Origin of the sequence: Paraburkholderia sp. BR10954 (assembly GCF_040965775.1) — a bacterium.
In the GTDB taxonomy this organism is placed as follows: Bacteria; Pseudomonadota; Gammaproteobacteria; order Burkholderiales; family Burkholderiaceae; genus Paraburkholderia; species Paraburkholderia youngii.
Genome location: NZ_JBFRCK010000030.1, coordinates 23,177 through 49,190 on the forward strand (window position 1 = coordinate 23,177; position 26,014 = coordinate 49,190).

At 63.3% G+C, this 26,014-nt stretch carries 24 protein-coding genes and 1 pseudogene; 6 read left to right on the top strand and 19 right to left on the bottom strand.

Going from position 1 to position 26,014, the window contains the following annotated elements; translation table 11 throughout:
* Positions 1-2: 2 nt before the first annotated feature.
* The 13 genes from icmH to tssB all read right to left on the bottom strand — a co-directional run bounded on the left by icmH (position 3) and on the right by tssB (position 15,809).
* Positions 3-1,382, bottom strand: a complete 1,380-nt coding sequence (icmH, locus tag AB4Y34_RS31180; protein ID WP_368718189.1) for a type IVB secretion system protein IcmH/DotU — start codon at positions 1,380-1,382, stop codon at positions 3-5.
* Positions 1,379-2,716, bottom strand: a complete 1,338-nt coding sequence (gene tssK / locus AB4Y34_RS31185; RefSeq protein WP_368718190.1) for a type VI secretion system baseplate subunit TssK — start codon at positions 2,714-2,716, stop codon at positions 1,379-1,381. Before tssK ends, icmH begins: the two co-directional genes overlap by 4 nt.
* Positions 2,717-2,739: 23 nt before the next feature.
* Positions 2,740-4,137 carry a type VI secretion system-associated FHA domain protein TagH gene (gene tagH, locus AB4Y34_RS31190; protein ID WP_368718191.1) on the bottom strand — a complete coding sequence of 466 codons (1,398 nt, stop codon included), beginning with the start codon at positions 4,135-4,137 and terminating at the stop codon, positions 2,740-2,742.
* Positions 4,134-4,688 (bottom strand): hypothetical protein, encoded by a 555-nt coding sequence (locus tag AB4Y34_RS31195; protein ID WP_368718192.1) that lies wholly within the window; start codon positions 4,686-4,688, stop codon positions 4,134-4,136. The genes tagH and AB4Y34_RS31195 overlap by 4 nt, the downstream gene beginning before the upstream one ends.
* Entirely contained in the window at positions 4,685-6,571 is a 1,887-nt protein-coding gene (tssI, locus tag AB4Y34_RS31200) for a type VI secretion system tip protein TssI/VgrG (RefSeq protein ID WP_368718193.1), read from the bottom strand. The genes AB4Y34_RS31195 and tssI overlap by 4 nt, the downstream gene beginning before the upstream one ends.
* A 99-nt stretch (positions 6,572-6,670) precedes the next feature.
* Positions 6,671-6,880, bottom strand: a complete 210-nt coding sequence (locus tag AB4Y34_RS31205; RefSeq protein WP_368718194.1) for a hypothetical protein — start codon at positions 6,878-6,880, stop codon at positions 6,671-6,673.
* Positions 6,881-6,898: 18 nt separating this feature from the next.
* The gene (gene tssH / locus AB4Y34_RS31210; RefSeq protein WP_368718195.1) at positions 6,899-9,604 is read right to left on the bottom strand and encodes a type VI secretion system ATPase TssH; all 2,706 of its coding nucleotides are present in this window, start codon (positions 9,602-9,604) and stop codon (positions 6,899-6,901) included.
* A gap of 85 nt (positions 9,605-9,689) precedes the next feature.
* A complete protein-coding gene (gene tssG / locus AB4Y34_RS31215; RefSeq protein ID WP_368718196.1) occupies positions 9,690-10,706 on the bottom strand; it encodes a type VI secretion system baseplate subunit TssG in 1,017 nt (338 codons plus the stop codon).
* A complete protein-coding gene (tssF, locus tag AB4Y34_RS31220) occupies positions 10,670-12,559 on the bottom strand; it encodes a type VI secretion system baseplate subunit TssF (RefSeq protein ID WP_368718197.1) in 1,890 nt (629 codons plus the stop codon). Before tssF ends, tssG begins: the two co-directional genes overlap by 37 nt.
* Positions 12,560-12,564: 5 nt before the next feature.
* Entirely contained in the window at positions 12,565-13,068 is a 504-nt protein-coding gene (gene tssE / locus AB4Y34_RS31225; protein WP_368718198.1) for a type VI secretion system baseplate subunit TssE, read from the bottom strand.
* A gap of 77 nt (positions 13,069-13,145) precedes the next feature.
* A complete protein-coding gene (locus AB4Y34_RS31230; protein WP_368718199.1) occupies positions 13,146-13,649 on the bottom strand; it encodes an Hcp family type VI secretion system effector in 504 nt (167 codons plus the stop codon).
* A gap of 112 nt (positions 13,650-13,761) precedes the next feature.
* The gene (gene tssC / locus AB4Y34_RS31235; RefSeq protein WP_368718200.1) at positions 13,762-15,255 is read right to left on the bottom strand and encodes a type VI secretion system contractile sheath large subunit; all 1,494 of its coding nucleotides are present in this window, start codon (positions 15,253-15,255) and stop codon (positions 13,762-13,764) included.
* Positions 15,256-15,263: 8 nt separating this feature from the next.
* A complete protein-coding gene (gene tssB / locus AB4Y34_RS31240; protein ID WP_368718201.1) occupies positions 15,264-15,809 on the bottom strand; it encodes a type VI secretion system contractile sheath small subunit in 546 nt (181 codons plus the stop codon).
* Positions 15,810-16,192: 383 nt separating this feature from the next.
* Between tssB and AB4Y34_RS31245 the strand changes: the two genes are divergently transcribed.
* A complete protein-coding gene (locus AB4Y34_RS31245) occupies positions 16,193-17,083 on the top strand; it encodes a DUF3365 domain-containing protein (RefSeq protein ID WP_368718202.1) in 891 nt (296 codons plus the stop codon).
* A gap of 26 nt (positions 17,084-17,109) precedes the next feature.
* A complete protein-coding gene (locus AB4Y34_RS31250) occupies positions 17,110-18,528 on the top strand; it encodes a serine/threonine-protein kinase (protein WP_368718203.1) in 1,419 nt (472 codons plus the stop codon).
* Positions 18,529-18,645: 117 nt separating this feature from the next.
* Here the strand turns inward: AB4Y34_RS31250 and AB4Y34_RS31255 are convergent, their stop codons facing one another.
* The 4 genes from AB4Y34_RS31255 to AB4Y34_RS31270 form a co-directional block, all read right to left on the bottom strand.
* The gene (locus tag AB4Y34_RS31255) at positions 18,646-19,494 is read right to left on the bottom strand and encodes an anti-sigma factor (RefSeq protein WP_368718204.1); all 849 of its coding nucleotides are present in this window, start codon (positions 19,492-19,494) and stop codon (positions 18,646-18,648) included.
* Between the two features lie 135 nt (positions 19,495-19,629).
* Complete coding sequence (locus AB4Y34_RS31260) at positions 19,630-20,700, bottom strand: catalase family peroxidase (protein WP_368718205.1); 1,071 nt, start codon at positions 20,698-20,700, stop codon at positions 19,630-19,632.
* Entirely contained in the window at positions 20,678-21,625 is a 948-nt protein-coding gene (locus AB4Y34_RS31265; RefSeq protein WP_368718206.1) for an anti-sigma factor, read from the bottom strand. Before AB4Y34_RS31265 ends, AB4Y34_RS31260 begins: the two co-directional genes overlap by 23 nt.
* Entirely contained in the window at positions 21,615-22,175 is a 561-nt protein-coding gene (locus AB4Y34_RS31270) for an RNA polymerase sigma factor (protein WP_368718255.1), read from the bottom strand. Before AB4Y34_RS31270 ends, AB4Y34_RS31265 begins: the two co-directional genes overlap by 11 nt.
* Before the next feature lie 286 nt (positions 22,176-22,461).
* On the opposite strand from AB4Y34_RS31270, the gene AB4Y34_RS31275 reads away from it, so the two are divergent.
* The 3 genes and pseudogenes from AB4Y34_RS31275 (at position 22,462) to AB4Y34_RS31285 (ending at position 23,781) form a co-directional block, all read left to right on the top strand.
* Complete coding sequence (locus tag AB4Y34_RS31275) at positions 22,462-22,602, top strand: hypothetical protein (protein WP_368718207.1); 141 nt, start codon at positions 22,462-22,464, stop codon at positions 22,600-22,602.
* 550 nt (positions 22,603-23,152) lie between these two features.
* Positions 23,153-23,344: pseudogene (locus AB4Y34_RS31280) on the top strand (type VI secretion system contractile sheath large subunit); the annotation flags it as partial.
* Between the two features lie 41 nt (positions 23,345-23,385).
* Positions 23,386-23,781: a hypothetical protein gene (locus AB4Y34_RS31285; protein WP_368718208.1), complete on the top strand. Its 396-nt coding sequence runs from the start codon at positions 23,386-23,388 to the stop codon at positions 23,779-23,781.
* Here AB4Y34_RS31285 and AB4Y34_RS31290 read toward each other — a convergent pair.
* Together AB4Y34_RS31290 and AB4Y34_RS31295 are read right to left on the bottom strand one after the other, a co-directional pair.
* Positions 23,765-23,947: a hypothetical protein gene (locus tag AB4Y34_RS31290; RefSeq protein ID WP_368718209.1), complete on the bottom strand. Its 183-nt coding sequence runs from the start codon at positions 23,945-23,947 to the stop codon at positions 23,765-23,767. The genes AB4Y34_RS31285 and AB4Y34_RS31290 overlap by 17 nt on opposite strands.
* Before the next feature lie 630 nt (positions 23,948-24,577).
* Positions 24,578-24,778 (bottom strand): hypothetical protein, encoded by a 201-nt coding sequence (locus AB4Y34_RS31295; protein WP_368718210.1) that lies wholly within the window; start codon positions 24,776-24,778, stop codon positions 24,578-24,580.
* A 113-nt stretch (positions 24,779-24,891) separates the two neighbouring features.
* Here AB4Y34_RS31295 and AB4Y34_RS31300 point away from each other — a divergent pair, with 113 nt between their 5' ends.
* Entirely contained in the window at positions 24,892-25,827 is a 936-nt protein-coding gene (locus AB4Y34_RS31300) for a LysR substrate-binding domain-containing protein (protein WP_368718211.1), read from the top strand.
* Positions 25,828-26,014 lie beyond the last annotated feature (187 nt).

Genomic DNA, 26,014 nt, shown 5'->3' on the forward strand with positions numbered 1-26,014 from the left:
GCTCAGTGCTCCGGGATAAACAGGATTTCCACGCGCCGGTTGCGCGCGCGATTGGCCGGCAAATCGACCGGCGTCGCGATCGGCTGCGACGAACCGGCGCCGCTCGCTTCGAGGCGGTTGGGATCGTCGAGTCCTTGCGCGAGAATGCCCTGCGTGTTTTGCGCGCGCGCCGTGGAGAGCGCGTAGTTGTCCTTGAAGGACAGCGAACGCACGGGCTGGTCGTCCGTGTGGCCGACCACGATCACCCGGCCCTTCAACTGGTTCAGCGCCCACGTGATCCGGTGCAGCAACGGCACGACGTCGGGCGCGATGTCGGCGCCCCCGGACGGAAACAGTTCGGCGGCGGCCAGACGCACGGTGTCGCGGCCGTCGGACTGTTCGTCGACGCTCAACTGTCCGGCCTGCTCCTGCGGCGCGAGCAGCTGCTTGAGCGTCAGGCGTGCAGCCGCGGGTGCGGGCGCGGGCGCGTTACGTTGCGGCGGCGGCGTGTTTTCCAGGCCGATCGCGGCAAGCTGCGCGTTGACCGGCGCGGCGATCGCGTTGAGCTTCGTGAAGAACACGAGGAACGCACCGAGCAGCATGACAGCTGCCGCCGATGCGGCCACCCACAGCGGCACGTGCCGCATCACAGGATTGCGGCGGTCTTCGACACCGCGCCAATGCGGCGCGAGCTCGGTGGCCGGCGCTTCGCGCAGTCCGCGAATACGCCGATACAGATCGTCCTGAATGTCGGCGAGACGCCCGAGGCCGCCTGGCTCCACGAGATAGCGACCGCCAAAGCCCAGCGCGAGACAGATGTACATCAGCTCGATCAGATCGAGATGGCGCGAGAAGTCGACGCTCAGGCGATCGAGGATCTGAAAGAACTTTGCGCCGCCGTAGGCCTCGCCGTGAAAGGTCACGAGCAAGGTCTTTTGCGCCCAGCCGCTCATGTCGCCCCACGGCGCGTTGTTGACCGACTCGTCGAGCATCGTGCAGAGCACATAGCGCGCCGCCATGATGGTTTGCGTGTCGATGCCCGCGTTCTGAGCGTGTTGCTCGAAACTGCGAACCTGGGCGACCGCCTGTTCGCGCAGACGGCCGACATCGGCCGGCGGCGATACGCTGTGCCGCAACTGCACGGTCAATTGCAGCAGCGGATTGGCTGCGCGCACGAGCGGATGGGCGACGCCGCTCTGGAAGTCGCTCAGTTCGCGGCGCAGCGGCACCTCGCCAGATGACTGTGATGAGCGCGTTCCCTGTATGACGCGCGAGAGCGGCGCTGTGGGCGAGACGGTACGAGTGACGTCGTCGGCGTCGGCGCTCGCCGCGCGCCGCGCCCGCACCATCGTGGCATCGCTATTCTGGGCCGCGTTGCCGGCACGATCGTTGGCGGCGTTCATGCGCGTACGGCCCACAGTTGCAGGTCAAGACCGGCGAAGCCGCTGCCGAAGTGCATCGCGATGCCGCCCGACGTCTTCAACAGACGCCACATCGGCGAGTTTCTGTCGCACTCGAAATAGAGGAATCCCGATGTGTACGGCAACTGACGCGGCGCGACCGCCATCGGCGACACGCCGATGCCCGGTAGTTGCAGGTTCACGAGATCGCGGATTTTCTCCACGGGACCGATCTTCGATTGCGCGGGCAATTGCCGGCGCATGTCCTCCGATTTCAGATCCGCCTTCGCCGCAAGTACGAAGGTGGCCGTGTCGAACAGCGTGACGTCGGGCACCATGCCGACCCACACGCCGTACTTGCGCTGCTGCAACGCAATCGCGACTGCGCTCTGTTCGAGCACCGCGCTCAACGCGAAACGCAACGCCGCAATCACCGGTTCGAAGCTTTCGCGCAGCAGTTCGTGCCGATACGGCGGGAAAGCTCGTGCGCGCTTGCCCGGCGCCGTGAACGTGGCCAGCTCTCCTGCCAGTTCCAGCAGTAGCCTGTATAGCGCTTCGGGATGCAGCAGCGGTGCTTGCGCGAGATGCGCGACGAGCGGCTGATAGCGGTTGATCACCTGCAGCATCAGAAAGTCCGCGATTTCCGCGGCGCCGCCCCGGTCGGTCTCGGCCACACGTCCCGCGAGAGCCTCGCCGCGCTGATGCAGCAGCCCGAGCAGTTCGGACATGAACGTCACGAGCCGCGCGGCCGCTTCGCTGCTCTGCGCAGTCGGCATGAAGCCCTCGTCGAGCATCACGCGCCGGTCAGCACGGCATTCGACGACGCGCGCCAGCGGAATCCGCATCAGACCTTCCATCGGCTGCGATTCGGGCAAGAGCCGCGTGCTCATGCCGGCCACTTCGAGCGCGGTCACGCCATCCATGCTGCCCGACGCATCGTGCACTTCGGTCTCGCGCACGCGATAGCGAAACAGCTGATCGCCGCCGGTGTCGGGCCATGCGCTGTCCGCCTGGTTCGGCGAGCGCAACGGCAAGGTCAGATGCACGATCTGGTCGCGCCAGTTCGGATCGATATCGAGCGGTGACGGCAGCGGATCGTCACCGGGCATCGCGAACGGCGTGCCGTCGGGAAACACGCCGCGTGCACGCTTGATGCCGAGCTTGCCGATGGCGAGCAGGTCGCTCTCCAGTTCGAGTTCGTGGAAGCCCCATGCGTGCGGACGCAGGTTGCCCGCGCGCAGCTCCACGTAACGCTCGAAATAGCGTTCCTGCTGCTGCATGTGCTGTGGCCTGAGAAACAGGCCTTCACTCCAAATCACTTTGTTGCTCTGGGTCATGTCGATGAACCGGTTAAGGGTTGTCACGCGTCGCGCCGCTTTTTCAGGCTTGCGAGCTGTTCCTCGTAGGCGCGCGCGAATTCATCGCCGAACAGCCGCTGGAAGCACTCGTCAGGGTTCCTCGTGACTGTCTCGAAGTGCTGCTTGTAGCGTTCCCAATAGCGCGGCCGTGCGCCAAGTGAAAAGCGACGCTTACCGCCTCCAGTTTCCTGTTCGATGCGGGCCGGATCGAAATGCGTGAGCATCGACCGGAACGCGGAGCGCACTCCGGCGAGCATCGCCATCTGGTGATTGCGAATGTCGTCGGCGGCATCGTTGAGTGCGGCGCGGCCCGCCAGGAATCCGCCGTCAGGCGGCGCAAGCAAGCGCTGAACGGCGTCCTGCGCGGTCGGCGCGAACTTCAGCGGGTTGTTTTCGGCACGCTGGATCAGTGTGGCTGGCAAGCGGAAGCTGTTCTTCAATTCGGCCCGCGCGTGCAGCACGTCCATCATTGCCTCGACGGCGATGTGAAACATCTCCTTCAGCTCGGCGGTCGTGTCCGGGGCCGCGGGCGGATCCGGTGGCGATGGCACTTGCGCCTCCACACGATGCCCGCCGCCCGTCGTGGATGCGACCTCGACAGGTTCGGACTGAGCCGGCTCGCGAGGCACCGGGACCAGACTCGCGACCGCGTCCCAATCTTCCGGGAGCACGGGTCCTGCCAGCGGCGCGGCCTCGGCGCGGGGCGGCCGGAAGCGGTCGGCGGCCGCAGGCGTGTGATTCCATCGGGGCGCGGCGGACACGCGCGGCGGCGGTTCGTCGGCGTAGGACGACGGCGCGTCGAACAACGCGAGCGGATCGAGACTCGCGCCCGGCCCCGACCCATCGGCAACACCTAGAATCAGGCCTGCGGATTCGCCTATGTGCTCCGCCGGCGTAGTGCGTCGCGGCGCGAGCAGCAGGCTCAGGTCCAGCGGATCCTCGTTGCGCGCAGGTGCAGGTTCAGGTGCAGGCGCACTCGCGCGAGCCGCCATCGGCGCGGCCGGAACGGCGGGTGACGTTCGCGCCGGATCGTGCGGACCTTCCGGATCGCCGCGCCGCTTCGCTTCGGTTTCATCGTTTCCGCTCAAGCGGACGCTGATCTCGAACGTATCGATCAGCAACCGATCGCCTTGCTCGAGCGCTGCCGGATCGCCCTTGCGCAGCGGTGTCCCATTCAGCGACATGCCATTGGTGCTGCGATCCTCGATGAAATACATGCCGTTCAGGTAGCGCACCACCGCATGCAGCCGCGAGACGCCCTCCGCGCCCAGCATCCAGTCGCACTCGTCGGAGCGGCCGATGCTGCCGTCGCGGCAGTCGAACACCTGCTCGATCCGTGCGCCGGACTGGGTGGCCTGCCTGGCTTCTATCGACAGAATCAGCCGTTGTGCAGCACTCATCGCAACCCTCCGTCGATCCCCTCGGGAACATCGAGGAGGCCCAGCGCATCGCGCGCGAAGGCGGCACGGCGCGCATCGAGCTGCGCGGGAACCAGCGCGGCCATGTAGTTCACCGCCGCTGTCGCCGCAATCGCGCTCAGGTGTTCCGGCGGCGGCGTTGGCCGCTCGTGATCCGGATTCAGGTTGCCGCCCGACCAGCCCGCGGCTGCAGCGGCCCACGCTCCGATCGTCCGGTAACGGTGCGCCTTCGCGAACGCGAGCGCCGCGGCGCGTTGCGCCTCCACGGGATCGCGTACCCACGCCTCCGCCAGCGCAAGACCCGCGCGGTCGTGTTCGTCGAGCGTTTGACGGCGGCCGCACTGGCAGGCCCAGGCCACCGCATAGCGGTGCGGCAGCAGACGGCTGAGCAGGCTCAAAGCATCGGCGCAATAGCTGGCGTCGAGCAGCGCCTGTACGGCCGCGCGTGCCGCCATTGAAGGCCGCAGGCAGGCCTGAGCGCGCGCGGAAAGCCGCATCTGGCTCGCGGCTTCGAGAATGGGCGGCGCGCTCATAGGATCATCGGCGCCGCGCCGCCCAATATTGCCGTCGCGGTTCCGATCAACTGCAGGTTGGTGGACTGCACGAGACAGTCGGCCTCGGACTCGATTTCCATCGCCGCAATCGAGCTCATGTTCAGATTGGCTTTCGAGTTGATCTCCATCGCGAGACCCGATGCCATCGTCACGTTCATCTCGCCGCTGAGCGTGATGTTGGTGCCCTGAATCGCGATCTCGCCGGTGCTGTTCATCGTGATGCTTGCGAGCCCAGTGACGAGCTTGATCTGGTTGCCTGCGGTCAGTGTGTAGTTGTGCGCGACCTGCACGTCATGGTCGTGCTCCGATTCTTCGCGCAGATCCTTTTGCGCATGAATCAGCACCTGCTCGCTGCCCATCCGGTCTTCGAAGCGGATCTCGTTGTGGTCGTCGCTGCCGCCGCCCTCGTGACTTCGGCTTTTCACGCCGCTCCTGGTCTTGTTCTCGGGCAGGTCGTACGGCGGCATGTTGTCGGCGTTGTAGACACTGCCGATGATGAGCGGCCGGTCCGGATTGCCGTCCAGAAAGCTGACCACCACCTCCTGCCCGACGCGCGGAATGAATTGCGCGCCCCAACGCTTGCCGGCCCACAGCTGCGCGACGCGCACGGGGCAGGAGTTTTGCGCGTTGGGTTTGTCCGGACGGCTCCAGAAGAATGTGACCTGCACGCGGCCGTACTTGTCCACGGCGATATCCTCGGGCGTCGTGCCGTAGACCACGGCCGTCTGCAGGCCAACAATGAGCGGACGCGGTGTGGTCGACATCGTGCGAAACGGCTGACGGCTGCGGAGTACCTTGAAGTCGCAGCCGAACGGCGCTTCACCGTCGTCGCCGCCGCCACCCGCCGAATAGTCGGGCTCGACGAGGCGCGTGACCGTCTCGATCACCAGGTACTCCTGGTTTGCATCGGCAAGCGGAAAATCCTTGAGCGTGAACAGCGCACCCGTCGCGAGACCGCAGGCATCGGTGCGTCCAACGCTCATCGCGAGCGGCACGTTCAACGCGTCCGCGCGCACCTGCGCATAGCGCTGCCCGTCGGACAGACGCTCGTCGTAGCCGACGTAGTCGTACCCGTAGTCGTAGATGTCGAGGCCGCTTACGCCATGCGCGTCCTCCCTGTCGGTGAGTTCTTCAGTGGCGAGCAGCGACGCTTTTGGCTTCAGATAGTCGTAGTCGTCGAGCTGCACCTTCGTTGTATTGACAGTCCGCGAGCTTGTCCAGTCGCTGATCGAGGCCTTCATGCGCTTGCCGCGCTCGACAGGCGGCGCATAGGGAATCTGCTCGAATCCCGGCACCGTCGAGTGTGCGCCGAGCGCGTCGGCCAGCACCATCGTATGCGTGCTCTGCGTATGCGTGAAGAAGTAATAGATGCCCTCCTGCTCCATCAGCCGGCTGATGAAGTCGAAGTCGCTTTCGCGGTACTGCACGCAATAGTCGCGCGGCGTATAGTTGCCGCTCAAGCCGAGCTTCACATCGCTATAGCCGATGTCGTTCAGCACCGACTGGATGATCTGCGGCACACTCATGCTTCGATAGATGCGGCAATCGCGCCTACGCGTGGCAAGCCACGGTTTCGGCACGAGCGTGAACGTGTAGACCGCATAGCGCACGTTCTCGATATTGACGAAGCCGCCCTGCTCGCCTTCGCAGACAATCGCATTGAAATAACGCGTGTAGCCTTGCGGCGTGACGAGCTTCACCGTCATCGGCGTACCCAGCAGCGAGCGCAGATCCACTTGCGCGTTCTTGCTGATCGCTTCGAGTCGCCAGCAAAAGAGCCTGCCGAGCGATTCGGTCGCGGTCATGTTGGCGAATAGCAGACTGCTGCCGAGATTCGAAGCGAGCGTAATTGCGTGGGCCATGAGGTGCTCTGTCGATGGGTTGCTGTTGCCTTTCAACAAACAGAACACCCGACGTGCCCGACCTATTCCCTCCGGATACGCAACGACGATCCCGCTGGCTCATTGAGGAAAGACGTTGGCGTTCAGCTGGTTCTTCCACGCGAGGAGGTTGTCCGGCTGGTAAGAGACCTTTTTAATCCGCTCCTGAAGGTCCTGCCTTATCGCGAGAAGCCACTTTCTGACAAGCCCGGTGAGCTCGCCTTTGATGACCACCTGGCGAAACTCGGTCAAGAACCGCGAGCAAGCGTGAGGTTTCAATTCGAGCGTCAATTTCGTCGTCGCGTCGGTTTACTCCACTGAGGATAGCTGCGAGGCGGGTTGAACATTCGCCACGAAGCGATACGCGAATTCGCCGTCCGCCACGCCGACGTCCACGCGCGCCACAGCCTCGCCACGTATCATGCGATCGAGAAACTCGTGGCTGATCGCGGGCAACATGGTGTTGGTCAGAATCGCGTCGATCATCCGGCCGCCCGATTCGCTCTCCGTGCAGCGGCTCACGACGAGTTGCACCACGGCGTCGTCATAGGCGAAAGGCACGTTGTAGCGATCCTCGACACGCCGCTTGATGTGCTCCAGTTGCAGCTTCACGATCTTCGCGAGCATCACGGGGCTGAGCGGGAAGTAAGGGACCGGCACGAGGCGGCCCAGCAATGCGGGCGGGAACACATCGAGCAGCGGTTCGCGCAACGCCTTGGCGAGCGCGCCGGCATCCGGCGTCCGCTCAGGGTCACTGCACAACCGGGCGATCAGATCGGTGCCCACGTTGGTCGTCAACAGGATCAGCGTATTCCTGAAATTGATCGAGCGGCCTTCGCCATCATCCATCACGCCCTTGTCGAACACCTGAAAGAAGATTTCGTGGACATCGGGGTGCGCTTTCTCGACTTCGTCGAGCAGCACGACCGAGTAGGGCTTACGTCGCACGGCCTCGGTCAGTACGCCGCCTTCGCCATAGCCGACATAACCAGGCGGCGCACCCTTGAGCGTGGAGACCGTGTGCGCTTCCTGAAACTCGCTCATGTTGATCGTGATGAGGTTGTGCTCGCCGCCGTACAGCGCTTCGGCCAGCGCCAGCGCGGTCTCGGTCTTGCCGACACCCGACGTGCCGGCCAGCAGGAATACGCCGACGGGTCGATCGGGGTTGTCGAGCCCGGCCCGCGATGTCTGGATGCGCTTTGCGATCATCTCCATCGCGTGGTCCTGCCCGATGACGCGCTCGCCCATCAGACGAGCAAGGTTCATCACCGTCTGAAGTTCGCTGCGGACCATCCGGCCGACCGGGATGCCGGTCCAGTCGGCGACCACCGAGGCAACCGCCTGATAGTCGACGTTCGGCAGGATCAGCGGGTTTTCGCCCTGCCGCCCGGTAAGCTGCGATTGCAGCTGTTTCAACTCGGCTAGCGCCTCCGCCCTGGTGTGATCATCGAGCGTGGGCGGCGCTGCCTCGCTTCGCAGGAGGGAGCGTAACGCGAGAATCTGCTGGACCAGCAACTTCTCGTCGCTCAACGCGGCTTCGAGTTCCAGCAAACGCTGTCTTTCCGTATCGAGCGCTGTTGAAGCCTGCGACTCGCGCGCCTGAACTTCGATGCCGATACATTTCTCTCGGGCAATGATTCCCTGTTCGATCTGTAGCGCCTCGATCCGCTTGCGGGCGTCGTCAATTTCCGCCGGTACTGCATGCTGGCTGATCGCAACGCGCGCGCACGCGGTATCGAGCAGACTCACGGCCTTGTCCGGCAATTGACGCGCAGGAATGTAGCGATGCGAAAGCTTCACAGCGGCTTCGAGCGCCTCATCGAGAATCTGCACACGATGATGCTGTTCCATGACGCTCGCGGTGCCGCGCAGCATCAGGATGGCCTTTGCTTCGCTGGGCTCGTCAACCTGCACGGGTTGGAAACGCCGCGTCAATGCCGGGTCCTTTTCGATGTGCTTTCGATATTCGGCCCACGTGGTCGCGCCGATCGTGCGCAGATTGCCGCGCGCAAGCGCGGGCTTGAGCAGGTTCGCCCCGTCGCCGGTGCCCGTCGCGCCGCCTGCGCCGACCAGCGTGTGCGCTTCATCGATGAAAAGGATGATCGGCTTCGGCGACGACTGCACTTCGTCGATCACCTGGCGCAGACGGTTCTCGAATTCGCCCTTCATGCTCGCGCCGGCTTGCAGCAGGCCGATATCGAGCGTGCGCACCTGCACGTTCTGCAACGGCGGCGGCACGTCGCCATGCGCGATGCGAAGTGCGAATCCTTCGATCACGGCTGTCTTGCCGACACCCGCCTCGCCGACAAGCATCGGGTTGTTCTGGCGCCGGCGCATCAGCACGTCGACCAGTTGGCGAATCTCGCCGTCGCGGCCAACCACGGGATCGATCTTGCCGTCGCGTGCCTGCGCGGTCAGATCGACCGTGAATTGCCGCAGCGCCTGCTGCTTGCCCAACTGGGCAGGCGCGATCGCGGCGCCACTTTCGGCTGGTATGTCCGCGCTCGCTTGAAATCCGTCCGTGGCGTGCTGACCGTTTTCGGGCGAGCCTTCGACGATCCGCGCGAAATCGTCGACGAGGCTCTCGACCCGAAGCGCGGCGAATTCTCCCGACACCTCCAGCAATGCGCGGCGCAAATGCCGCGTGCGCAACAAGCCGACGATCAGATAACCGGTGCGCACCTGGCTCTCGCCGAACAGCAGCGTGGCGAATACCCAGCCACGTTCGACTGCTTCTTCCACTTCGGCGGACAGATCGGAGATGCTGGTACTGCCACGCGGCAAACGATCGAGGGCGGCCGTGACGTCTCGCGCGAGATGCGAAGCATCGAGGCCAAAATGCCCCACGATGCGATGCAGATCCGAATCCTGCAACTGCAGGATCTGATGAATCCAGTGCACCAGTTCGACGTATGGGTTGCCGCGCAGCCTGCAAAACACGGTAGCGCTTTCGATGCCCCTGTAGGCCAGCGCATTGAGCTTGCCGAACAAGGCGCCGCGACTGATGTCTGCCATGATTTCGATCCTGTGTGACCGTGAGGCGGCCGCAAGGCCGCCGCCGGTTCAGTTGAACAATGCGCGAGTCCACGCACGAAGGCCTTCATTCGACCGGACTGAACACGACCTCGTCCGCATCGCCCGGTTTCGGATAGCGGCCCATCCAGGTGTTGAAGCCCATCCTGCAGGCTCGCCCCAGATGCGTCAGCGGAACTTCCTCTTTCTTCAGCACGAGTTGCACGTCCCAGCCCTGCTCGTCGCCCACGTACAGCTTGACCGCCGCCACCAGTTGCGCGAGCGTGTCGCCACCCGGAAGGAAGCGATTGAACTCGTTGAGGGTCAGCGGCCCGACACGCAGCCGGAAGCGCTGCTGCGCGCCATGCACGTGTGCACCGAGCAATGCATCGCGGCCCATTGCCGCCATGCTCTTTCCCATGTGCAAATGTGCGTCGCGCGGCAACTTCATCCACCCGGCGACGAACTCGATCACGCCCATCCGCACCCCGAAGTAATGCTCGAGGAAACATTTGAGCCCTTCGGCATTGCGCGCCTGCGGCACGAGCCGCCCGGCGAAGAAACGCTTGTACTGATCCGGCAGCGCATCGCGCCCGTCGAGATGCGGCGTAGCGATGCCGATCAGCGCGCCGATCCACGTGCGAAACCGGTCGTCTTGCGGGCGGTCCAGCTGCACAGTGGGCTGCGCATCGGCCCACGCGCGATAGAAAAGGCTCAGCATCCGGTGATGAAACACGTCGGCGAACGCAACCAGCGTTGGGTCTCGCGCGTTCTGCTCGCGCTCGATCGCGTATTCCGTGAGATGCAACGGCAACGGTCCGTTCGGCCCGAACAAGCCAAGAAACAGCCCGACCACGCGCGCCGACCGGCCGTTTTGTTCCGGCTCGAAACGCGCGATGCTGCGCGATGGAAACTCCAGCGTCGCGGCATGCGCGAGACGCACGGGATCCTCGGCCGGCCGGGTCGAATGACCGAACCGCGGCCGTTCGGGATACTCGCATTCGAGGCGGCGCATCGCCTCGAAAAACTCGAAATCCCGGGGGCTCGTATGCAACGCCGCTGCGAGCGTTACAGGATCGGGCGCTTGCCGGGTTTCGCGGGCCATCGGGCCACCTCATTTCGTTCGAGCGTGCGCAACACCGTTTCGGCGAACGAATTCAGCGAAACGTAGCGTGCAAAGAAATGCTGCATCACCGATGCGAACAGGAATGCACCGCTGCCTTCGAACGCAGCGTCGTCGCAGGTCAGCGTAATCTCCAGCCCGCGTCCGTATGTGACCGGTCCAGCCACCGGCACGCGTCGTGTGACCGGCTTCGCGGCGACATGCTTGATACCTTCGATCTGCCGCCGTGTCGCGGTGTCGAACGGGTCGTGATACAGGCTGAGCATCTCGCGCAGCGCCGCAGCTCCCGTTTCTCCCTCTTCGTCGAGCAGTGACAGGTAATTCAACTGCAAATGACTGATCAGGCGCCACGCGGATTCGCCATTCGCCACCGGCGCGCGAGGCCGGGTCGGTCCGGCTACGCACCGAATCGACGAAACGGGCGCGTCGGTGTCGAGCGTGAAATCGGTGTGCGACTTGCCCACCGGCATATGCAGAGGTAAATCACGGTTCGTGCACAAGAGCCGCAGCCCTAGCTGGCGCAGTGTGGTCGCATAGGGCGCGTCGTCGGCATCCACGAGTGCGATAAACGTCTCGCTGCCGACGTAGCTGGAACGCGCGCCGCGCTGCTTCTGGCGACGGGACAGCAGGCGCGGCTCGCGGCGCAACGTATAGAACGCCGCATGCGGACTGTGCCAGCTGCGCGCGGTGCTGTCGTAGAACGGCAGGAAGCTTTGCTCCGGCTCCTGGCGGTCCCCGTAGCCCTGCACTTCCAGTACGCTATGCACTTCAAAATCCATCGGCCGGGTGCGGTCGCCGAGCACATGATATTCGGTTGCGCCCTGCAGCAGATGAATGCGGTCGGAGCGTAGCTCGAACAGGTTGACAGCCGGCGTGCAAAACAGCCGAAAGCTGGCCGCATCGATCGCCTGGCGCAATCGCGCCGCACTGCGGTCGAGCCACACCACGATCTCGAACTCATTGCTCCGCGAACGCGCGAGCGCCGCTCGCAAGCCGGTGAACTCCGCAAACAGGAAGCGCTCCGGACAGGCGAAGTATTCCTGCAACAGCCGGTAGCCGCTGAACGAGCGGCCGCCGTAGGGCAGCATCGCATCGTGTTCGTCGAAGCCCTTGGCGCGCAGCGCTGACGCGTCATGGTGCATCTCGACGGTGTGCCCATCGTGCGCCGCCGTGCGCACCGTATAGCCGGTACGGTTCGCGATCAGCTGCTCGTACAGCAAACGCGGCAGCTCGCCGGCGCCGGCGAGAAAGACCGGCAGACTGTCGAGCGCGAGCGTGTTCACCGCCACACCGGACAGCGTTCTGAACTTCAGGCGCAGACCCGCGCGTACCTGGCTCGCTTGCGCCGGCGGCACGAGCTCCGCGGCGGCAAGCGCCGCGGGCGTGTCGAAGTAGCTCGCCTCCGCCATGGCCAGCGGCCACAGGGTCACGTCCTGCGCGGTGCGGTATTCGCATGTGGTAGGCTCGCCGAAGCCGGTGAGACTGCGCAAGACCGTGTGCCGCGCGACCAGGTGTCCGGCCGCGGGCAGGTCCTCCGCCTGATCAGGATGCAGCTGCACGACCGTCATCGATGGAACCGGCGTCAGGTAATGCGGGTAGATCATTTCGAGAAGATGCTGCGTGAACACCGGATACTGCGCATCGAGCTTCAGTTGCACGCGCGCCGCGAGGAACGCGAAGCCTTCGAGTAGACGCTCGACATAGGGGTCCGCGCAATCGAGGCCGTCCATGCCGAGGCGGCCGGCGATCTTCGGATACTCGCTCGCAAACTCCGCGCCCATTTCCCGGACGTGTTGCAGCTCGCGATTGTAGTAAGGCAGGAGTCGTGGATCCATGACGTTCAACGCAAGTGTTGCGAGACCTGAAACTCGCCGGTTTCGAGATCGAAGTCAGTGCGCAGATAAAGGGCGAGTGGCATCGGCTGGGCCCACATGTCGGCTTCGACCACAAACCGCAGAGAACGGCTGTCCATGCGGGTGTCATCGATCTCGACGCTGACCTGAACAGTGCTGCCAATCAGGCGTGGCTCGAAGTCGAGCAGCGCCGAGCGGATGCGGTTCTGCAACGCGGCGACGTCGATACCCGAAAGCGCTGCGCCGGCAAGATCGGGAATTCCAAAGTTCAGCACCGAACGGCGCACGTGGGGGAATCCGGCCAGCTCTTCGCCGCTCCATTGCCGCGTGCAGTTGAGCAGCCAGGCGATGTCGCGCGTCACGTATTCGCGCAAACGCGCAGCGGTAATGATGCGCTGCTCGCGACTCTCCTCGCGCTGCGCGGGATCGAGATCGGACAGACGGTCGAGCAGCGACGGCTGCAGACGCTCCTGGGGCAGCAGTTCTGCCATGACGTGCGCTCCCTTTCCGAGGTTTCTCGACTGCAGGAAAGCCGGGCACGGGCAAACGGCCCGGCGCCGCGGCCTGCTTACTGCTTGGCGACCTGCTGGATATCGAAGGTGAAGTCCTTTGTGCCGCCATTGGCCTTGCCTTCGTCGTCCTGCGGCTGGAACGAATACTTGAACTTGCCGAAGTGCAACGTGACGCTCTCGGTGAGCCGCTCGTCGCCGCCGCTGCCGCCCGTCGATACCGACGTGATCAGTACGCCCTCGCTCATCTCGATGGTGAGGAAATCGGTCTGCTGGCCGGTTGCGTTGGTGACGTACAGATACGCGTCGTCGACGCGCGCACCCGTGCAGCAAGCGTTCAGGAGTGCGTTCGAGCAACTGTCGATGTACTTCGTGACGGTGATGTCCTGAATGTTCGCTTTGCCTCCCGCCGCATACCCCGCGCCGGTGTGCAGGTTGCCGGTGTTGCTGGCTCCCCACGACCACGCGATGATCGGAACCTGGTTCTTGTGCTTCGAATGGTTGGAAGCACCCTGGATCGTGACCGTTCCAGAACCGAATTTCAGGTGCATGTCGAATGCCATAGTGACCTCTATGAGTGAGCCAAAATAATGTTTTCGCCGTAGCGGCGAACGATCAGTACCGCAACGCTCCCGCATCCGGAGCCTGCTTGCAAGCCAGGATGCGGCAGACGCCTCAAGCCGCCTGTGCGGACGGCAGACGCGACACGAGGCGCAGCGATACGGTCAGTCCTTCGAGCTGGTAATGCGGTTTGAGGAAAAACTTCGACGTGTAGTAGCCGGGATTGCCTTCGACTTCTTCGACGACGACCTGCGCGGCAGCCAACGGCTTGCGTGCCTTGCTTTCTTCGCTCGAATTCACCGGATCACCGTCGACGTAATTCATGACCCAGTTCGACAGCCAGCTTTCCATCTGTTCGCGCGTGCTGAACGAGCCGATCTTGTCGCGCACGATGCACTTCAGGTAGTGCGCGAAGCGGCAGCACGCGAACATATAGGGCAAGCGCGCCGACAGATTCGAATTCGCCGTGGCCGCAGGATCGTCGTACTCTTCCGGCTTCGCGACCGATTGCGCGCCGATGAAAGCCGCGATGTCCGAATTCTTGCGATGCACGAGCGGCATCAGCCCCATCTTGTCGAGTTCCGCCGAACGGCGGTCGGTGATCGCGATTTCAGTCGGACACTTCATGTCGATGCCGCCGTCGTCGCTCGGGAAGGTATGCACCGGCAGACTGTCGACCGCTCCGCCCGACTCCACGCCGCGAATGCGCGTGCACCAGCCGTAGTACTTGAATGAACGGTTGATGTTGACCGCCATCGAAAATGCCGCGTTTTGCCACGTGTACTTCGACGAATCCGCGCCTGCCGTGTCTTCCTCGAAGTCGAACGCTTCGACCGGGTCGGTCTTCGCGCCGTATGGAAGGCGCGCGAGCGTGCGTGGCATCGTCAGCGCGAGATAGCGCGCATCGTCCATTTCTCTCAGCGAACGCCAGCCAGCGTAATCCGGCGTCGTGAAGATCATCGAGAGATCGCGCTTGCCCGAGAGTTCGGTCCAGCTTTCCATGCCCAGCAACGTCGAATCCGCCGCCGAGATGAAGGGCGCATGCGCGGCGGCCGCGATCTGCGAAATGCCGCGCAGCATCTCGACATCCTGAGGACTGTGGTCGAAATAGTAGTCGCCGACGAGGCAACCATACGGCTCGCCGCCGAGCTGGCCATATTCCTCTTCATAGATGCGCTTGAACACGGGACTCTGGTCCCACGCAACGCCCTTGAAGCGCTTCAGGTTCTTCCCCAGTTCCCTTTTCGAAACGTTCACCACACGGATCTTCAGCATCGGGTCCGTCTCGGTGTTGGTGACGAGGTGATGCAGCCCGCGCCAAGAACCTTCCAGCTTCTGGAAATCCGCGTGGTGCATGATGGCGTTCAACTGCTCACTGAGCTTGCGGTCGATCTCGGCAACGTACGCGTTGATCGTCTGCATCAAATCGTCCGAAACGATGTGCGAGTCTTGCAGAACCTGTGCGGCCAGGGTGCGTACCGCTGATTCGACTTCTTCCCTCGCGCGCTCGTTCTTTGGCTTGAACTCCTTGCTGAGCAGCGCGGCGAAATCGCTGGCTTGGCTCACCGCGCCTCCAACATCCTGCTCGATCTGCTTCTGGATCTCCATGATTACGCTCACTCCTGTCCGGCTTCGGTGGCGGCTGCGGCGTTGGTATCGGCATCTGCGGGTTTCGGCGCCGCGCCGAGCGATTGCAGCAGTGCGGGGTCCTTGATCGCCTGCGCGATCAGCTTTTCCGCGCCCGCCTTGCCGTCCAGGTAAGTGCCCAGGTTGGCGAGCTGTGTGCGCGCCTCCAGCAGTTTCGCGAGCGCGTCCACCTTGCGCACCACTTCGGCGGGCGAAAAATCGTCCATGCTTTCGAAGCTGATATCGACGCCGAGCTGGCCCTCGCCTGTGAGCGTATTGGGCACGCTGAAATTCACGCGCGGTTTGATCGACTGCATGCGGCTGTCGAAGTTATCGACGTCCACTTCCAGCGCCTTGCGCGCTTCGATCGGCGGAAGATCGGCGGAATTGGCGCCCGACAGGTCTGACAGCACGCCCATCACGAACGGTATCTGCACCTTCTTCTGCGCACCGTACAACTCAACGTCGTACTCGATCTGTACGCGTGGAGCCCGATATCGTCCAATAAATTTCTGACTGCTCTGCTTCGTAGCCATGCTTCGCTTCCTCAGGTGTCCGTACAGTTACAAGGGATCGCCGATGCGCGAGGCGCCTTCGATAGACTCGGCGGGTTGGCGGCGCGTCATTTACGCATTCATAACAGCGCAGCTTCGCGATCTATTCCATATCCTTCGTGCGGATTGCGCATGGGCTTCGGATCACGCTCGCCGTCGTCTGCACACACCAGAACAGCCGAGCCCGGCTCGATATTCCGTGCGTGTTGCTGGTCGCAGCTGTGTTTCGCGTGCGTTGCCCCACTGTCGTCACTATCTGGGATGCGCTAGACCGCGGTGTACGTCGGAAAGCGGGAATAATCCGGCGACGCGGCTGTTCTTGTACCCGTCAGCCATTCCAGCTACTCATCCGGTTCGGTACGCCCATGAAGCTCTCGCTCGCTATCAAGTTCAATCTCGTGTTCATCGCGGTCTTCGCGATCGGCCTGACGGCCATCGGAGTCGTCGCGGATCGGGTGCTGCAACAGCAGGCGCTCAACGAAACGCGTCACGATGCGGACGTGCTGCTCAGCGCCGCCGCCGCGATGCAGAACTACACGGCCCAGCACATCACGCCCCTGCTCGCGACGCAGATCAGGTATTCGTTTGTGCCGGAGTCCGTGCCGGCGTATTCGGCGATCGAAATGCTGAACTCATTACAGAGTGCGTTTCCGAACTTCTCGTACAAGTCGACGATGCTCAATCCCACCAACCCGCGCGACCGGCCAACCGACTGGGAAAACGAAGTCATCGCACATCTGCACGATCATCCGGAATTGAAGGAGGCGACCGGGGAGCGCCGCACGCCGGGCGGTGACCAGTTGATGTTTCTCGCGCATCCGAGCCGCATTACCGACACCACTTGCATGAAATGCCACAGCACGCCGTCCGCCGCGCCGAGCACGATGCTCGACAAGTACGGACCGGCCAACGGTTTCGGCTGGCCCATGAATGACGTGATCGGCGCGGAGTTCGTGTCGGTGCCAATGTCGGAATCGATTGCGCGCGGCCACGCCGTATGGCGCAGTCTGATGCTCTCGCTAACCGCGGTGTTCGCGGTGGTGCTCGTGGTGCTGAACGCAATGGTGCATTTTCTCGTCACGCGGCGTTTGCAGATGTTGTCGCGCGCCGCGGGCGAAGTGAGTCTCGGCAGGCTCAGCGACGTCGAATTGCCGGCAGGAGGCAGTGACGAAATAGCGTCGCTCGCGGTGTCGTTTGGACGGATGCGAACGAGCCTCGTCACCGCGTTCGACATTCTCGAGGAGCGCCAGGAGTGAGCGGGCCGCCCATCGTGAACGACGCCATGACTTCGCCTCCCGCCACGACACCCGCACAGATCGGCCGGTACCGGATCGAGCGCGTGCTCGGACGCGGCGCCATGGGCACGGTCTATCTTGCGACCGATCCGCATATCCAGCGCCAGGTGGCGCTCAAAACGATCCACGCCACGCTGCTCAACGACGGACAAGGCGCGGCGGAGCCAACCGGCACGGAGCTGACCGTCCGCTTTCTCAACGAGGCGCGCGCGGCAGGACGACTCGTGCATCCTCACGTTGTCGGCGTATTCGACTATGGAGAGGCGCAAGGCATTGCTTTCATCGCGCTCGAATATGTGCGCGGCGCAAATCTCGCGCAACGACTCGCGCAGCATGCCCGCAACGGCGGCACGATACCGTTGATGGATGCGCTCACGTGGTTCGCGCAATTGCTCGATGCGCTAGCGTACGCGCACGAACTTGGAGTGATCCATCGTGACATCAAGCCCGCGAACCTGCTGATCGCTTCACGCGGCGAATGCAAGGTGACGGACTTCGGCATCGCGCAGCTCGATACGGGACGTCTGACGCAGACCGGCATGATGATCGGCACGCCAAGCTATATGTCACCGGAACAGTATGCGGGCGGCGAGATCGATGCCCGCAGCGATCTGTTTTCCGCCGGCGTCGTGCTGTACGAGATGCTGAGCGGAGTTTGCCCGTTCAGCGGCGCACCGGCCGCCGTCATGCATCAGGTGATGAACGAGATGCCGCCCGCTCCGTCGACGCATGCCGCGTGGCTGCCCGTCGAACTCGATGCCATGGTGCTGAAGGCCATGGCCAAGCGGCCTGAGGACCGGTACGCGTCCGCGCAAAGCTGGCGCAACGCTTTGCTGACGTTGCAAGACACCTTGATGGCCCGTCTCGACTCCGACCGTACCGTCGTGCGTAGAGGGCCGGCACGTGAGGCGCTCGCGGCGCCCGCGGCGAGTGCCGTGGCTGGTTGGCCGCCAGCGTTTCTCGCTGAAGTGGAGCAGCGCCTCGCGAGCCATGTCGGACCGGTTGCATCGCTGATCGTGCGGCGCGCCGCATCGCGGGCGAGCGACTCGCGCACCGTGGCCGCACAACTGGCGGCGCAACTGGCCCGCCATTTTCCCAACGACTCGGCGCGTCGCGAGTTCGATGCGCTGATCGAGCAGCACGTGATCGCTTTGGGCGATGGCTCGATGCGCGGCACAATGCCTGCGGTGAAAGCATCCGCAGCATGCACGCCGCTCGATCCTCGGCAGGTCGAAGTCGCTGCACGGCGGCTCGCATCGCACGTCGGCCCGATTGCGCACATCATTGCCGAGCAAGCCGCGCGTGGCGCGGACACGGCGACCTTCCGCGCGCGATTGGCCGATGCGCTGCCGGCGCAGACGGACCGAGCGGCCTTTTTGCGCGCCCTCGACGATCCGCCGCCTTGACCCGCGGGTAGCCGGGAAAGATACTATGCCGCCTCGCCAATAGCGGTGCTTCGCGAGCGCGTCTCTCCCACATCAGATTCTTCGAACGTGGCGGCAAGCTGCTTGCGCGCAAGCCAATCAGATCAGTGCGTCCACGCTGCTGTTCGTGATCTGTTGCGCGATGGACTGAAGATCGACAGAGTCCGGTTTGCCGATCAGCGCAAAGGCGAGATCGTTTTGCCGCCACGATACGACGGTCATGCCGCTCACCTGCTGTTGCGCAATCGCCTTGTCCGGTCGCGCGTCTTTCATCACGCACAGAGCGACGGGCGCTCCCTGGGCGGGCAGATAGACAATCTGGACCAGCGGCTTGTCATTGAACCGCAGGCGCGAGACTGCCTTGAACGACAGCCCCGCCGCTTGCAGATCGGGCACGCGCAACGCAACGCCGTCGACCTGCCGGATCGCCGCGACGGTTTTCGCGGAAGCCTCCAGGTCGGGCGTGACGTCTGCGACGGTATCACGCGTAAAGAGCCGTTGATAGTCCACCGCCGCGCGAATCCAAGGCGACACCTCGGCCGATGCTACGGCCGTGCTGCCCCCGCCCCCACCGCCCGGCATCCCCAGCCATGCGGGGCCGAACCGCAGCGCGAGGCCCGCGAAAAATGCTCCGGCGACAAATGCCGCGGCGAGCCACAGACGTGCCTGCGGTCTTCGTGCCGGTACCAGCGGGCTTGCAGCGTGATTCGATTGCGCGAGCCGCGCGGCGTTTGCCATCGCGTCGATCTGGTGTTGCAATTCGACCGGCAAGGGCGGCAGCTTCTGCGTGGCGAACGCCTCGCGATAAGGGAGTTGCGACGCGCGCAGCAATTTGACGCTCTCTCGCAACTCAGGAGAATCGGCGAGTTCCTTCTCGATCGATGCCGCCTCGGTCGGGCCGAGCTCGCCATCGACATACGCGAGCAATCTGCTGTCGTCGGGTCTCATAGGTCACCAGGCTGAAAGGAAAGCGAGCGTGACCGGGTTTCGTCCGCAGCCGTCTGCGCGAGGCAGGACGACCACCGCTCGTTCGTCGTCAAACCTCTATGATAGTCGCGGTTGCACGTTCTTCCCAGGCCGCACTCAGTGGCGAGTGCCTCCGGCGGCAGCATCTTCTTTCGTTCGGCGGTCGAACGAGACGCCATATGCCGACGAACGTGCCGCGAGCAACGGGTCGGCGGATGGCGCGATGCCGTTGGGCAGAATGGTCGGATCGAACGTGATGTCGCGACATGGCCCATCGATCTGGGTTTGCGCGCGATCGATCACGACCGTACCCGCGTCGATCCGCTCGCGTTGCGGCGAGTCTCTCCATTGTTGCGTCGAATCGTCGATCGGATCGCCGGGCATCGCAACGCTCAGCACCAGATGCCAACGCAACGGCTCCTTCGCGAGTTGCGTCACCAGATCGTGCGACAGGAAATCGCGATCTATTTCGGCGCGTGCTTGGACAGGACGCCAGGGGCTGTCCGGTACAACGTCCCAGCGGACGAAACGCTTCACGCCATGCGCATCGGTGGTCTGGAACGAACTGATACCGTAGTAGGTTGAGTTGCCGAAGCGCGACGATGGCGGGTGCGAACGGAGCCACTCTATAAACGCGCGAGTCTCCGGATGGCCATCAAGAAACGCCTGCATTTTTGCGGGATTGGCATGACCGGTTCGTGGATCCGACGCTTCTGCGCGCAACTGGTCGAATAGCGCCTGGGGTGTGCGTACCGCGAAGATCGGCGCCGAATTCATCGCGAGGCGCCACTGTTCGCCGTGCGGCAGCGCAATGACCAGCGCGAAGCTACGCACCATGCCATCGCTGTCCTCCTCTTGTGGATTGCTGCCCGGTATCGACAGGCGCCCGACGATGGCGTAGCTGCCCGGGTCGAATACGCTCGCGCGCGAAAGCTGTGCGCCTGCGCCGTTGCTGTCGAAGTGTCCGGTGACGCAAATGCCTTTCGCATGATTGCGCCGGAAGCCCGGATGCGGCGTTGACGTCGCCTCCAATGCATCAACGATGCGCTGCGCGGTCAAGCCCGGCGCGAGCCACCCCGCGCACCAGGCGAACAGCGCGGCGAGCAGCGCGGGCGCCGCGAACACCGCGAGCCAGCGCAGCGCCAAACCGCGGCCGCGCCGCCGATCAGACCAGGCTGGCGGCTTCATGCGCGTCGTTGCTGCCGATGGTGGTCAACACCTGGCCGTCATAGAGTTGTTTGCCCAGCGCTTCGAGATTGAGGCCACCGTGCTCGCCAATCAGCGCATAGCCGAGTTGGCCACGCCGCCACTTCACGACGTCCATCCCTTCGACACGATCGCTCGCGGGCGCAGCATCGGCTTTTGCCTCTTTCAGCACGCACAGCGCGACGGGGGCGCCGTGCTCCGGCAGGTAGACGATCTGCACGAGCGGCTTGCCCCGAAAATTCAGGCGCTGCACGCGCTTGAACGAGAGCCCCTGACCGCGCAGATCGGGGATCTGCATGGCCAGGCCGTCGTCCCGGCGAATCTCGGCGATGGTTGCGGCGGTCGCGCGGGGGTCGGGCCGTAGGGAGGCGACCGTATCGCGTGTGTAAAGCTGCTGGTAGCCCGCGGCCACGGCGATCCACGGCGTCACGCGCGAATCGTTCGACACAGTGATGAGTGCTGTGCCGCCCGTCAATTGAGGCAACAGACGGAACGCGAAGCCGCAGCAGATGACGCCCGCGACGAAAGCGACCGCGAGCCACGGCACCGAGATGTGCGGCTTCAGTCGACGGAAGTGGGCGCCGGACGGAAACCATGACTCGCCTGACTGACCGCCGCCGGGGAGGTCAATCGCAGCGACTGCAGTGGCGTCATCGGCCGCTTGCGGAGCGCGTGCACCCGCCAGATGCTGGTGTATCAGTTCGTCGACGTTGCTGCGCAAAATATCCGGCAGCGGCGGCAACGCCTGCCTGCCGAACGCTTCTGCGTACGGCAATTGCGACGCTCGCAGGGTCGACAGGTGCAACGACAGGTCGTCCGATGCGCGGATCGCACGCTCGACATGCGCACACTCGTCCGGCGCCAATGCTCCGTCGACGTAGGCTAACAGGGTGGCGTCATCGATCATCGTCAGCCTGCTCGCTGTGGGATGACCTCGCCGTCGAAGCCTCGCGGCTGCCGAATCGCGCGCCAATAGTCTGCCGTGCGCGCGACAGCCGGCTCATGATCGTGCCTATCGGCACACCGAGGGTCTCGGCAGCCTCGGCATAGCTCATGCCCTCGACGGCAACGAGCAGCATCACTGTTCGTTGCGCCTCGGGCAGTCGCTCGACAGCCGCGATGATCTCGCCGTGCAGCATGTTCTCCTCCGGCGTGCGCGCGCCGGGATCGGCGACTGTCTGCAGAAACTCGTCATCCCACTCCATGCTCGAGCGCTTGCGCACGTTACGCGACCTCAGTTCGTTGATCCAGGTAGAGTGGACGATGGAAAACATCCAGCTAAGCGCTGACGTGCCTGGCTGCAACTGATGGGCGCGCTCCAGGGCTCGAACACAGGCGCGCTGTAGAAGGTCCTCGGCGTCATGCTGGTTGCCGCTCAGGCGCAGTGAGAACGCCCACAATCGCGGCAGCATTCCCGGCAGCAGACCGGGCAGACTCTCATCCTCTGCTGTTGACATGATTGACTGGCTGATAACGGATGAATGACGCTCGAGCATGCCGACGAAAAACTGACCGCGTCGGGCCGAGCGGCGACGCCTGTATTGTGCAACGTTCGGAAAAACTTCGCAGATGGCGGCGATCGCGGCCGACCCGGCGGAAAGATTTAGGCCGGCGAAGCGTGCGAATTCGGGCGAGAAAGCGAGCACCATGCGCAATTTGAGCGGCAATTCTCATTTCATTCTCCTTGCGTCTCCCCTCAATGAACGCACCAATGCCTTTCGAGGTCAATGATGCAGCGTGTAATTGATCCGCGCCGCCGACGAATCCATGCGGCATGTCTGTCCATATATTGAGCTTGGCATCAACGTCGGCAGCCACGGCCTGTTCAACGTAACGGCGCAATTGATCCAGCAACACTTCATCGACACCGACATGGGGTATTAGTCCGGCTACCTTCTATTCAAACGGGAAACACTCGCGAAATATGAATCCGTCGAGGTCTGCCCCCTTATGCACGTGTCAGTTTCGACATTCAGCCTGAGTCTCAACTACTCTGGAGAGAACAGTCGCATCTCGAGCGTTATGGACCGGATGACCCTCGCTCCCCACACTCGCTTCATGTAGCACTGCGGTCGCCGAAACCGGCTTCAATGATGGGACCGGCGCACGATTGCACGTGGTCGTCCTCAACGGCGCATATCGCGAGCGCCCTTGCATGGGTCCGCACGCCCATTCCGCTTCGCTAAACCAACGATTCTCGGCGGCCGTTCGACCTCGCATCAAAACACTTACGGGACAATCGCGCGGACATGGAATAGATCGCGCCCCCCTTGTTCTATATGCGTGTACAGCAGTTGCCACGTGCCGCACGTCCATATCGGACCCGTGTTGGCGCGTAACCCGGTTGCACTTCGCAGTGCCGCATCCCTGCTGGGTGTGACATGGCGCGCAGTACGTCGCATAGAAACCAGCACAGCGGAGCATTCAGAAATTTGTCGCGCGCACGGTGGGCCTCATACCGCTCGTGCATTGGAAGAACTCCGATGTGGCCGCTTCGATCGGTGCGCAGTCGGTCGTCAAGCCGGAGGAGTACGACGATCCGGCGGCCACCGCCAACTCGACCGTCTCGGCGCGTCCGTCGTCAACCTTCGCCTGCTGCCGCTTCGCGCATTACCTGAGGGGCATCAGCGCGGAGCCCGCTGTGTAAGAACCTCCGAGACGCGAACCATGGCCGCCGATCACAACGGTTTGCCTCGCCTGAAGTTCACGTTTGATCAATGGCTGCGCACCAACTCCCGCGCAATGCACGTGCGCAGCGCTAACCTGAAGGCTTTGGACATCCTGGTGGATGCCTATATCCGCACGCCTTCGCCGAACAATCTACGCTTTCTGCGCCGCGCATTGCAGCGCTGGAAGCAGGAACACGGCGCAGAGAGTGAGTGGCCGGCGAGCAAGCGCAATGCAGAGAACCGCTCGTTCGAGCGGCTGGACGCAGAGATCAACGGCAAAGGCGACACCGATTCGGTGCTCGCCACGCCGGACTTCATGGCGCCGGCGATAGTCAACGCGCAGCTGGGCGAGTCCAGTCGATTCCATCAAATCCACTTTACGAATCCGAGCTGAGCAGAATTGCCCCGCTGCGATTTGCACGCTCGATATGTTCGATCGCATCGGCGAACCGGGCCAGATCGTAATCGGCCGCCACCTCGAAATGCTCGGGCGCGCTGCGGCCGATCTCGATGGCCTCCGCCACATCCTCACGGCGCTGTTCGGCCGACGTGGTCTGCACCCAGCGCGAAGACGATACACCTTGAACATGATTTCGCGATGCGCCAGCCCGCCAGACCGAAATGTGATGAGGTCCGGGGACATTGCGCCGTAAAACAACACGGCTCCGCCATCGCCGAGCAGCGGAACCAGATCGCTCACCATCGCTCCGCCCACCGGATCCATGATGACCTGAAGCGGACGCCCTCGCGCGGCATGGCGGACCTGGCCGAGCCAGTCCGGATCGGCCGTCGAAATCACCGGCAAATCCGGGAACCGAGTTGACAGGATCTTCGCCCCATTACCGCTTCGAACCGTGCCCATCACGTTCAACCCGCGGCTGCGGGCCGCAATCGTCAGAAAGCGTGCTACCGAAGAGCCAGCCGCGTTCAATAGAATCGGTATCTCACGACCGGCGTCCGGCACTGCGCGTTGTGCTGCCCGCAACAGCATGAGTGCAATCACAGCGTTAGGGAGCATCTGGGCGGCGATAGCATCGGGCAAATCATCCGGGATGGGTGTCACAAGCTCTGCGCGCGCTTTGAGACGCTCTGCCCAGGCGCCCGGGCTTGGATTGAAGATCACGCGTGTGCCCGGCTTCACACTGGCAGAATCCACGCCTTCTCCTGCAGCCTCGACGATGCCCATACCATCACCGCCGAACCAGGAATCCGTCCGCCGGCAGCGGGATATTGAACTTGCCTCGGACCATGGCGAGGTTGCCGGGATGAAGCTGACGCTTGGCCACGCGAACCACGACTTCGCCAGGCCCGGGTGGCGTGGGGTCAGCCAGCGTCTTCAGTTCAAGGACTTGTTCCGGCTCGCCGAAGCGGGTCAAGACAATAGCTTTCATCAATTTCACTCCTCTGAGGTCCTTGGGAGTGAGATTAGCCACTTTATTGCATCTTGATTAGGGGGTATTGTCTTGTTTTGGCTTCAAGCAAACGTTGAGGATCAGCGTTGTATATGGAAACTCTGGCGAACCTCGAATCATTTGTGAGAGCTGCTGAAGGCGGTAGCTTTGCGGAAGCTGGGCGCAGGCTCGGATTGACTGCGGCTGCGGCCAGCCGAAACGTGGCGATGCTCGAACGCAACCTCGGAGTACGGCTCTTCCAACGATCGACCCGCAAACTCGCGCTCACGGAAGCCGGCGAACGGTTCCTGATGTCGATCGACGGCAATCTCGACGCACTCCAGGCCGCCATTGCCGAAGCGGCAGCGCAAAGCAGCGAGCCGGCGGGTGTCCTGAAAGTCAGCATGCCACCGACATTTGGCATCATGCACGTCCTACCCTTATTGCCGGCCTTTCTGGCAAAGTATCCGCGAATCCGTCCGGAGTGGCACTTCGAAAACCGGCCAGTGGATCTGATCGCCGAGAACTACGACGCCGCCATCGGCGGTGGCTTCGATCTCGCGCCCGGCCTCGTATCGCGCACGCTGGCCCCGGTGCATGGCGTTGCCGTGGCCTCTCCGGCCTATATGTCCGGCCGATCGACGCCGACCGATCCTTCAGGGCTCGCTGCCTACAACGGCATCGTCATGCGCTCGCCGCGCACGGGGCGAATTCGTCACTGGATGCTCCGGACTGCGAACGGTACCGAGATAGCGGGACCGCTCACCGAAACCATCATTGTGAACGATCCCGCCGCGATGCGCGAAGCCGCGCGTCTCGGCTTGGGGGTGTCATTGATCGCACTGTTCGATGTGCTGCCCGATCTGGAGCGCGGGGATCTGATTCGGCTGCTGCCGGATTGGTACGCCGATATCGGCGCAATTTCACTCTACTACGCGTCACGGACGCTCATTTCGGCCAAGACGGGTGTTTTTGTCGATTTCATCGTCAACGCTTTCAAGAGCGAGCGAGCGGGCAGGCCACTTCAGTCCATTTTAGCGGGCGACTGAACCTTTTTTTCGCTTGCGGTCATTCGTTTCGGTGACCAGGTGCTTGCAAAAATTGGCGCGCACGTAATCCACGAAGACGCGCACCTTTGGACGCCCATAGGCCCGAAAGGACAATCGCAATCGAACCCCCGCCGACCCCGTAGTAGCCGCTCGCTGAGTCCTGCTCGACCAGTCCAGCCTTCGTGAG

Excerpts from the sequence above, each read along its gene's own strand:
- icmH (WP_368718189.1), bottom strand. The coding sequence starts at position 1,382 with ATGAACGCCGCCAACGATCGTGCCGGCAACGCGGCCCAGAATAGCGAT.
- tssK (WP_368718190.1), bottom strand. The coding sequence starts at position 2,716 with ATGACCCAGAGCAACAAAGTGATTTGGAGTGAAGGCCTGTTTCTCAGG.
- tagH (WP_368718191.1), bottom strand. The coding sequence starts at position 4,137 with ATGAGTGCTGCACAACGGCTGATTCTGTCGATAGAAGCCAGGCAGGCC.
- AB4Y34_RS31195 (WP_368718192.1), bottom strand. The coding sequence starts at position 4,688 with ATGAGCGCGCCGCCCATTCTCGAAGCCGCGAGCCAGATGCGGCTTTCC.
- tssI (WP_368718193.1), bottom strand. The coding sequence starts at position 6,571 with ATGGCCCACGCAATTACGCTCGCTTCGAATCTCGGCAGCAGTCTGCTA.
- tssH (WP_368718195.1), bottom strand. The coding sequence starts at position 9,604 with ATGGCAGACATCAGTCGCGGCGCCTTGTTCGGCAAGCTCAATGCGCTG.
- tssG (WP_368718196.1), bottom strand. The coding sequence starts at position 10,706 with ATGGCCCGCGAAACCCGGCAAGCGCCCGATCCTGTAACGCTCGCAGCG.
- tssF (WP_368718197.1), bottom strand. The coding sequence starts at position 12,559 with ATGGATCCACGACTCCTGCCTTACTACAATCGCGAGCTGCAACACGTC.
- tssE (WP_368718198.1), bottom strand. The coding sequence starts at position 13,068 with ATGGCAGAACTGCTGCCCCAGGAGCGTCTGCAGCCGTCGCTGCTCGAC.
- AB4Y34_RS31230 (WP_368718199.1), bottom strand. The coding sequence starts at position 13,649 with ATGGCATTCGACATGCACCTGAAATTCGGTTCTGGAACGGTCACGATC.
- tssC (WP_368718200.1), bottom strand. The coding sequence starts at position 15,255 with ATGGAGATCCAGAAGCAGATCGAGCAGGATGTTGGAGGCGCGGTGAGC.
- tssB (WP_368718201.1), bottom strand. The coding sequence starts at position 15,809 with ATGGCTACGAAGCAGAGCAGTCAGAAATTTATTGGACGATATCGGGCT.
- AB4Y34_RS31245 (WP_368718202.1), top strand. The coding sequence starts at position 16,193 with ATGAAGCTCTCGCTCGCTATCAAGTTCAATCTCGTGTTCATCGCGGTC.
- AB4Y34_RS31250 (WP_368718203.1), top strand. The coding sequence starts at position 17,110 with ATGACTTCGCCTCCCGCCACGACACCCGCACAGATCGGCCGGTACCGG.
- AB4Y34_RS31255 (WP_368718204.1), bottom strand. The coding sequence starts at position 19,494 with ATGAGACCCGACGACAGCAGATTGCTCGCGTATGTCGATGGCGAGCTC.
- AB4Y34_RS31260 (WP_368718205.1), bottom strand. The coding sequence starts at position 20,700 with ATGAAGCCGCCAGCCTGGTCTGATCGGCGGCGCGGCCGCGGTTTGGCG.
- AB4Y34_RS31265 (WP_368718206.1), bottom strand. The coding sequence starts at position 21,625 with ATGATCGATGACGCCACCCTGTTAGCCTACGTCGACGGAGCATTGGCG.
- AB4Y34_RS31270 (WP_368718255.1), bottom strand. The coding sequence starts at position 22,175 with ATGTCAACAGCAGAGGATGAGAGTCTGCCCGGTCTGCTGCCGGGAATG.
- AB4Y34_RS31285 (WP_368718208.1), top strand. The coding sequence starts at position 23,386 with ATGGCCGCCGATCACAACGGTTTGCCTCGCCTGAAGTTCACGTTTGAT.
- AB4Y34_RS31295 (WP_368718210.1), bottom strand. The coding sequence starts at position 24,778 with ATGAAAGCTATTGTCTTGACCCGCTTCGGCGAGCCGGAACAAGTCCTT.
- AB4Y34_RS31300 (WP_368718211.1), top strand. The coding sequence starts at position 24,892 with ATGGAAACTCTGGCGAACCTCGAATCATTTGTGAGAGCTGCTGAAGGC.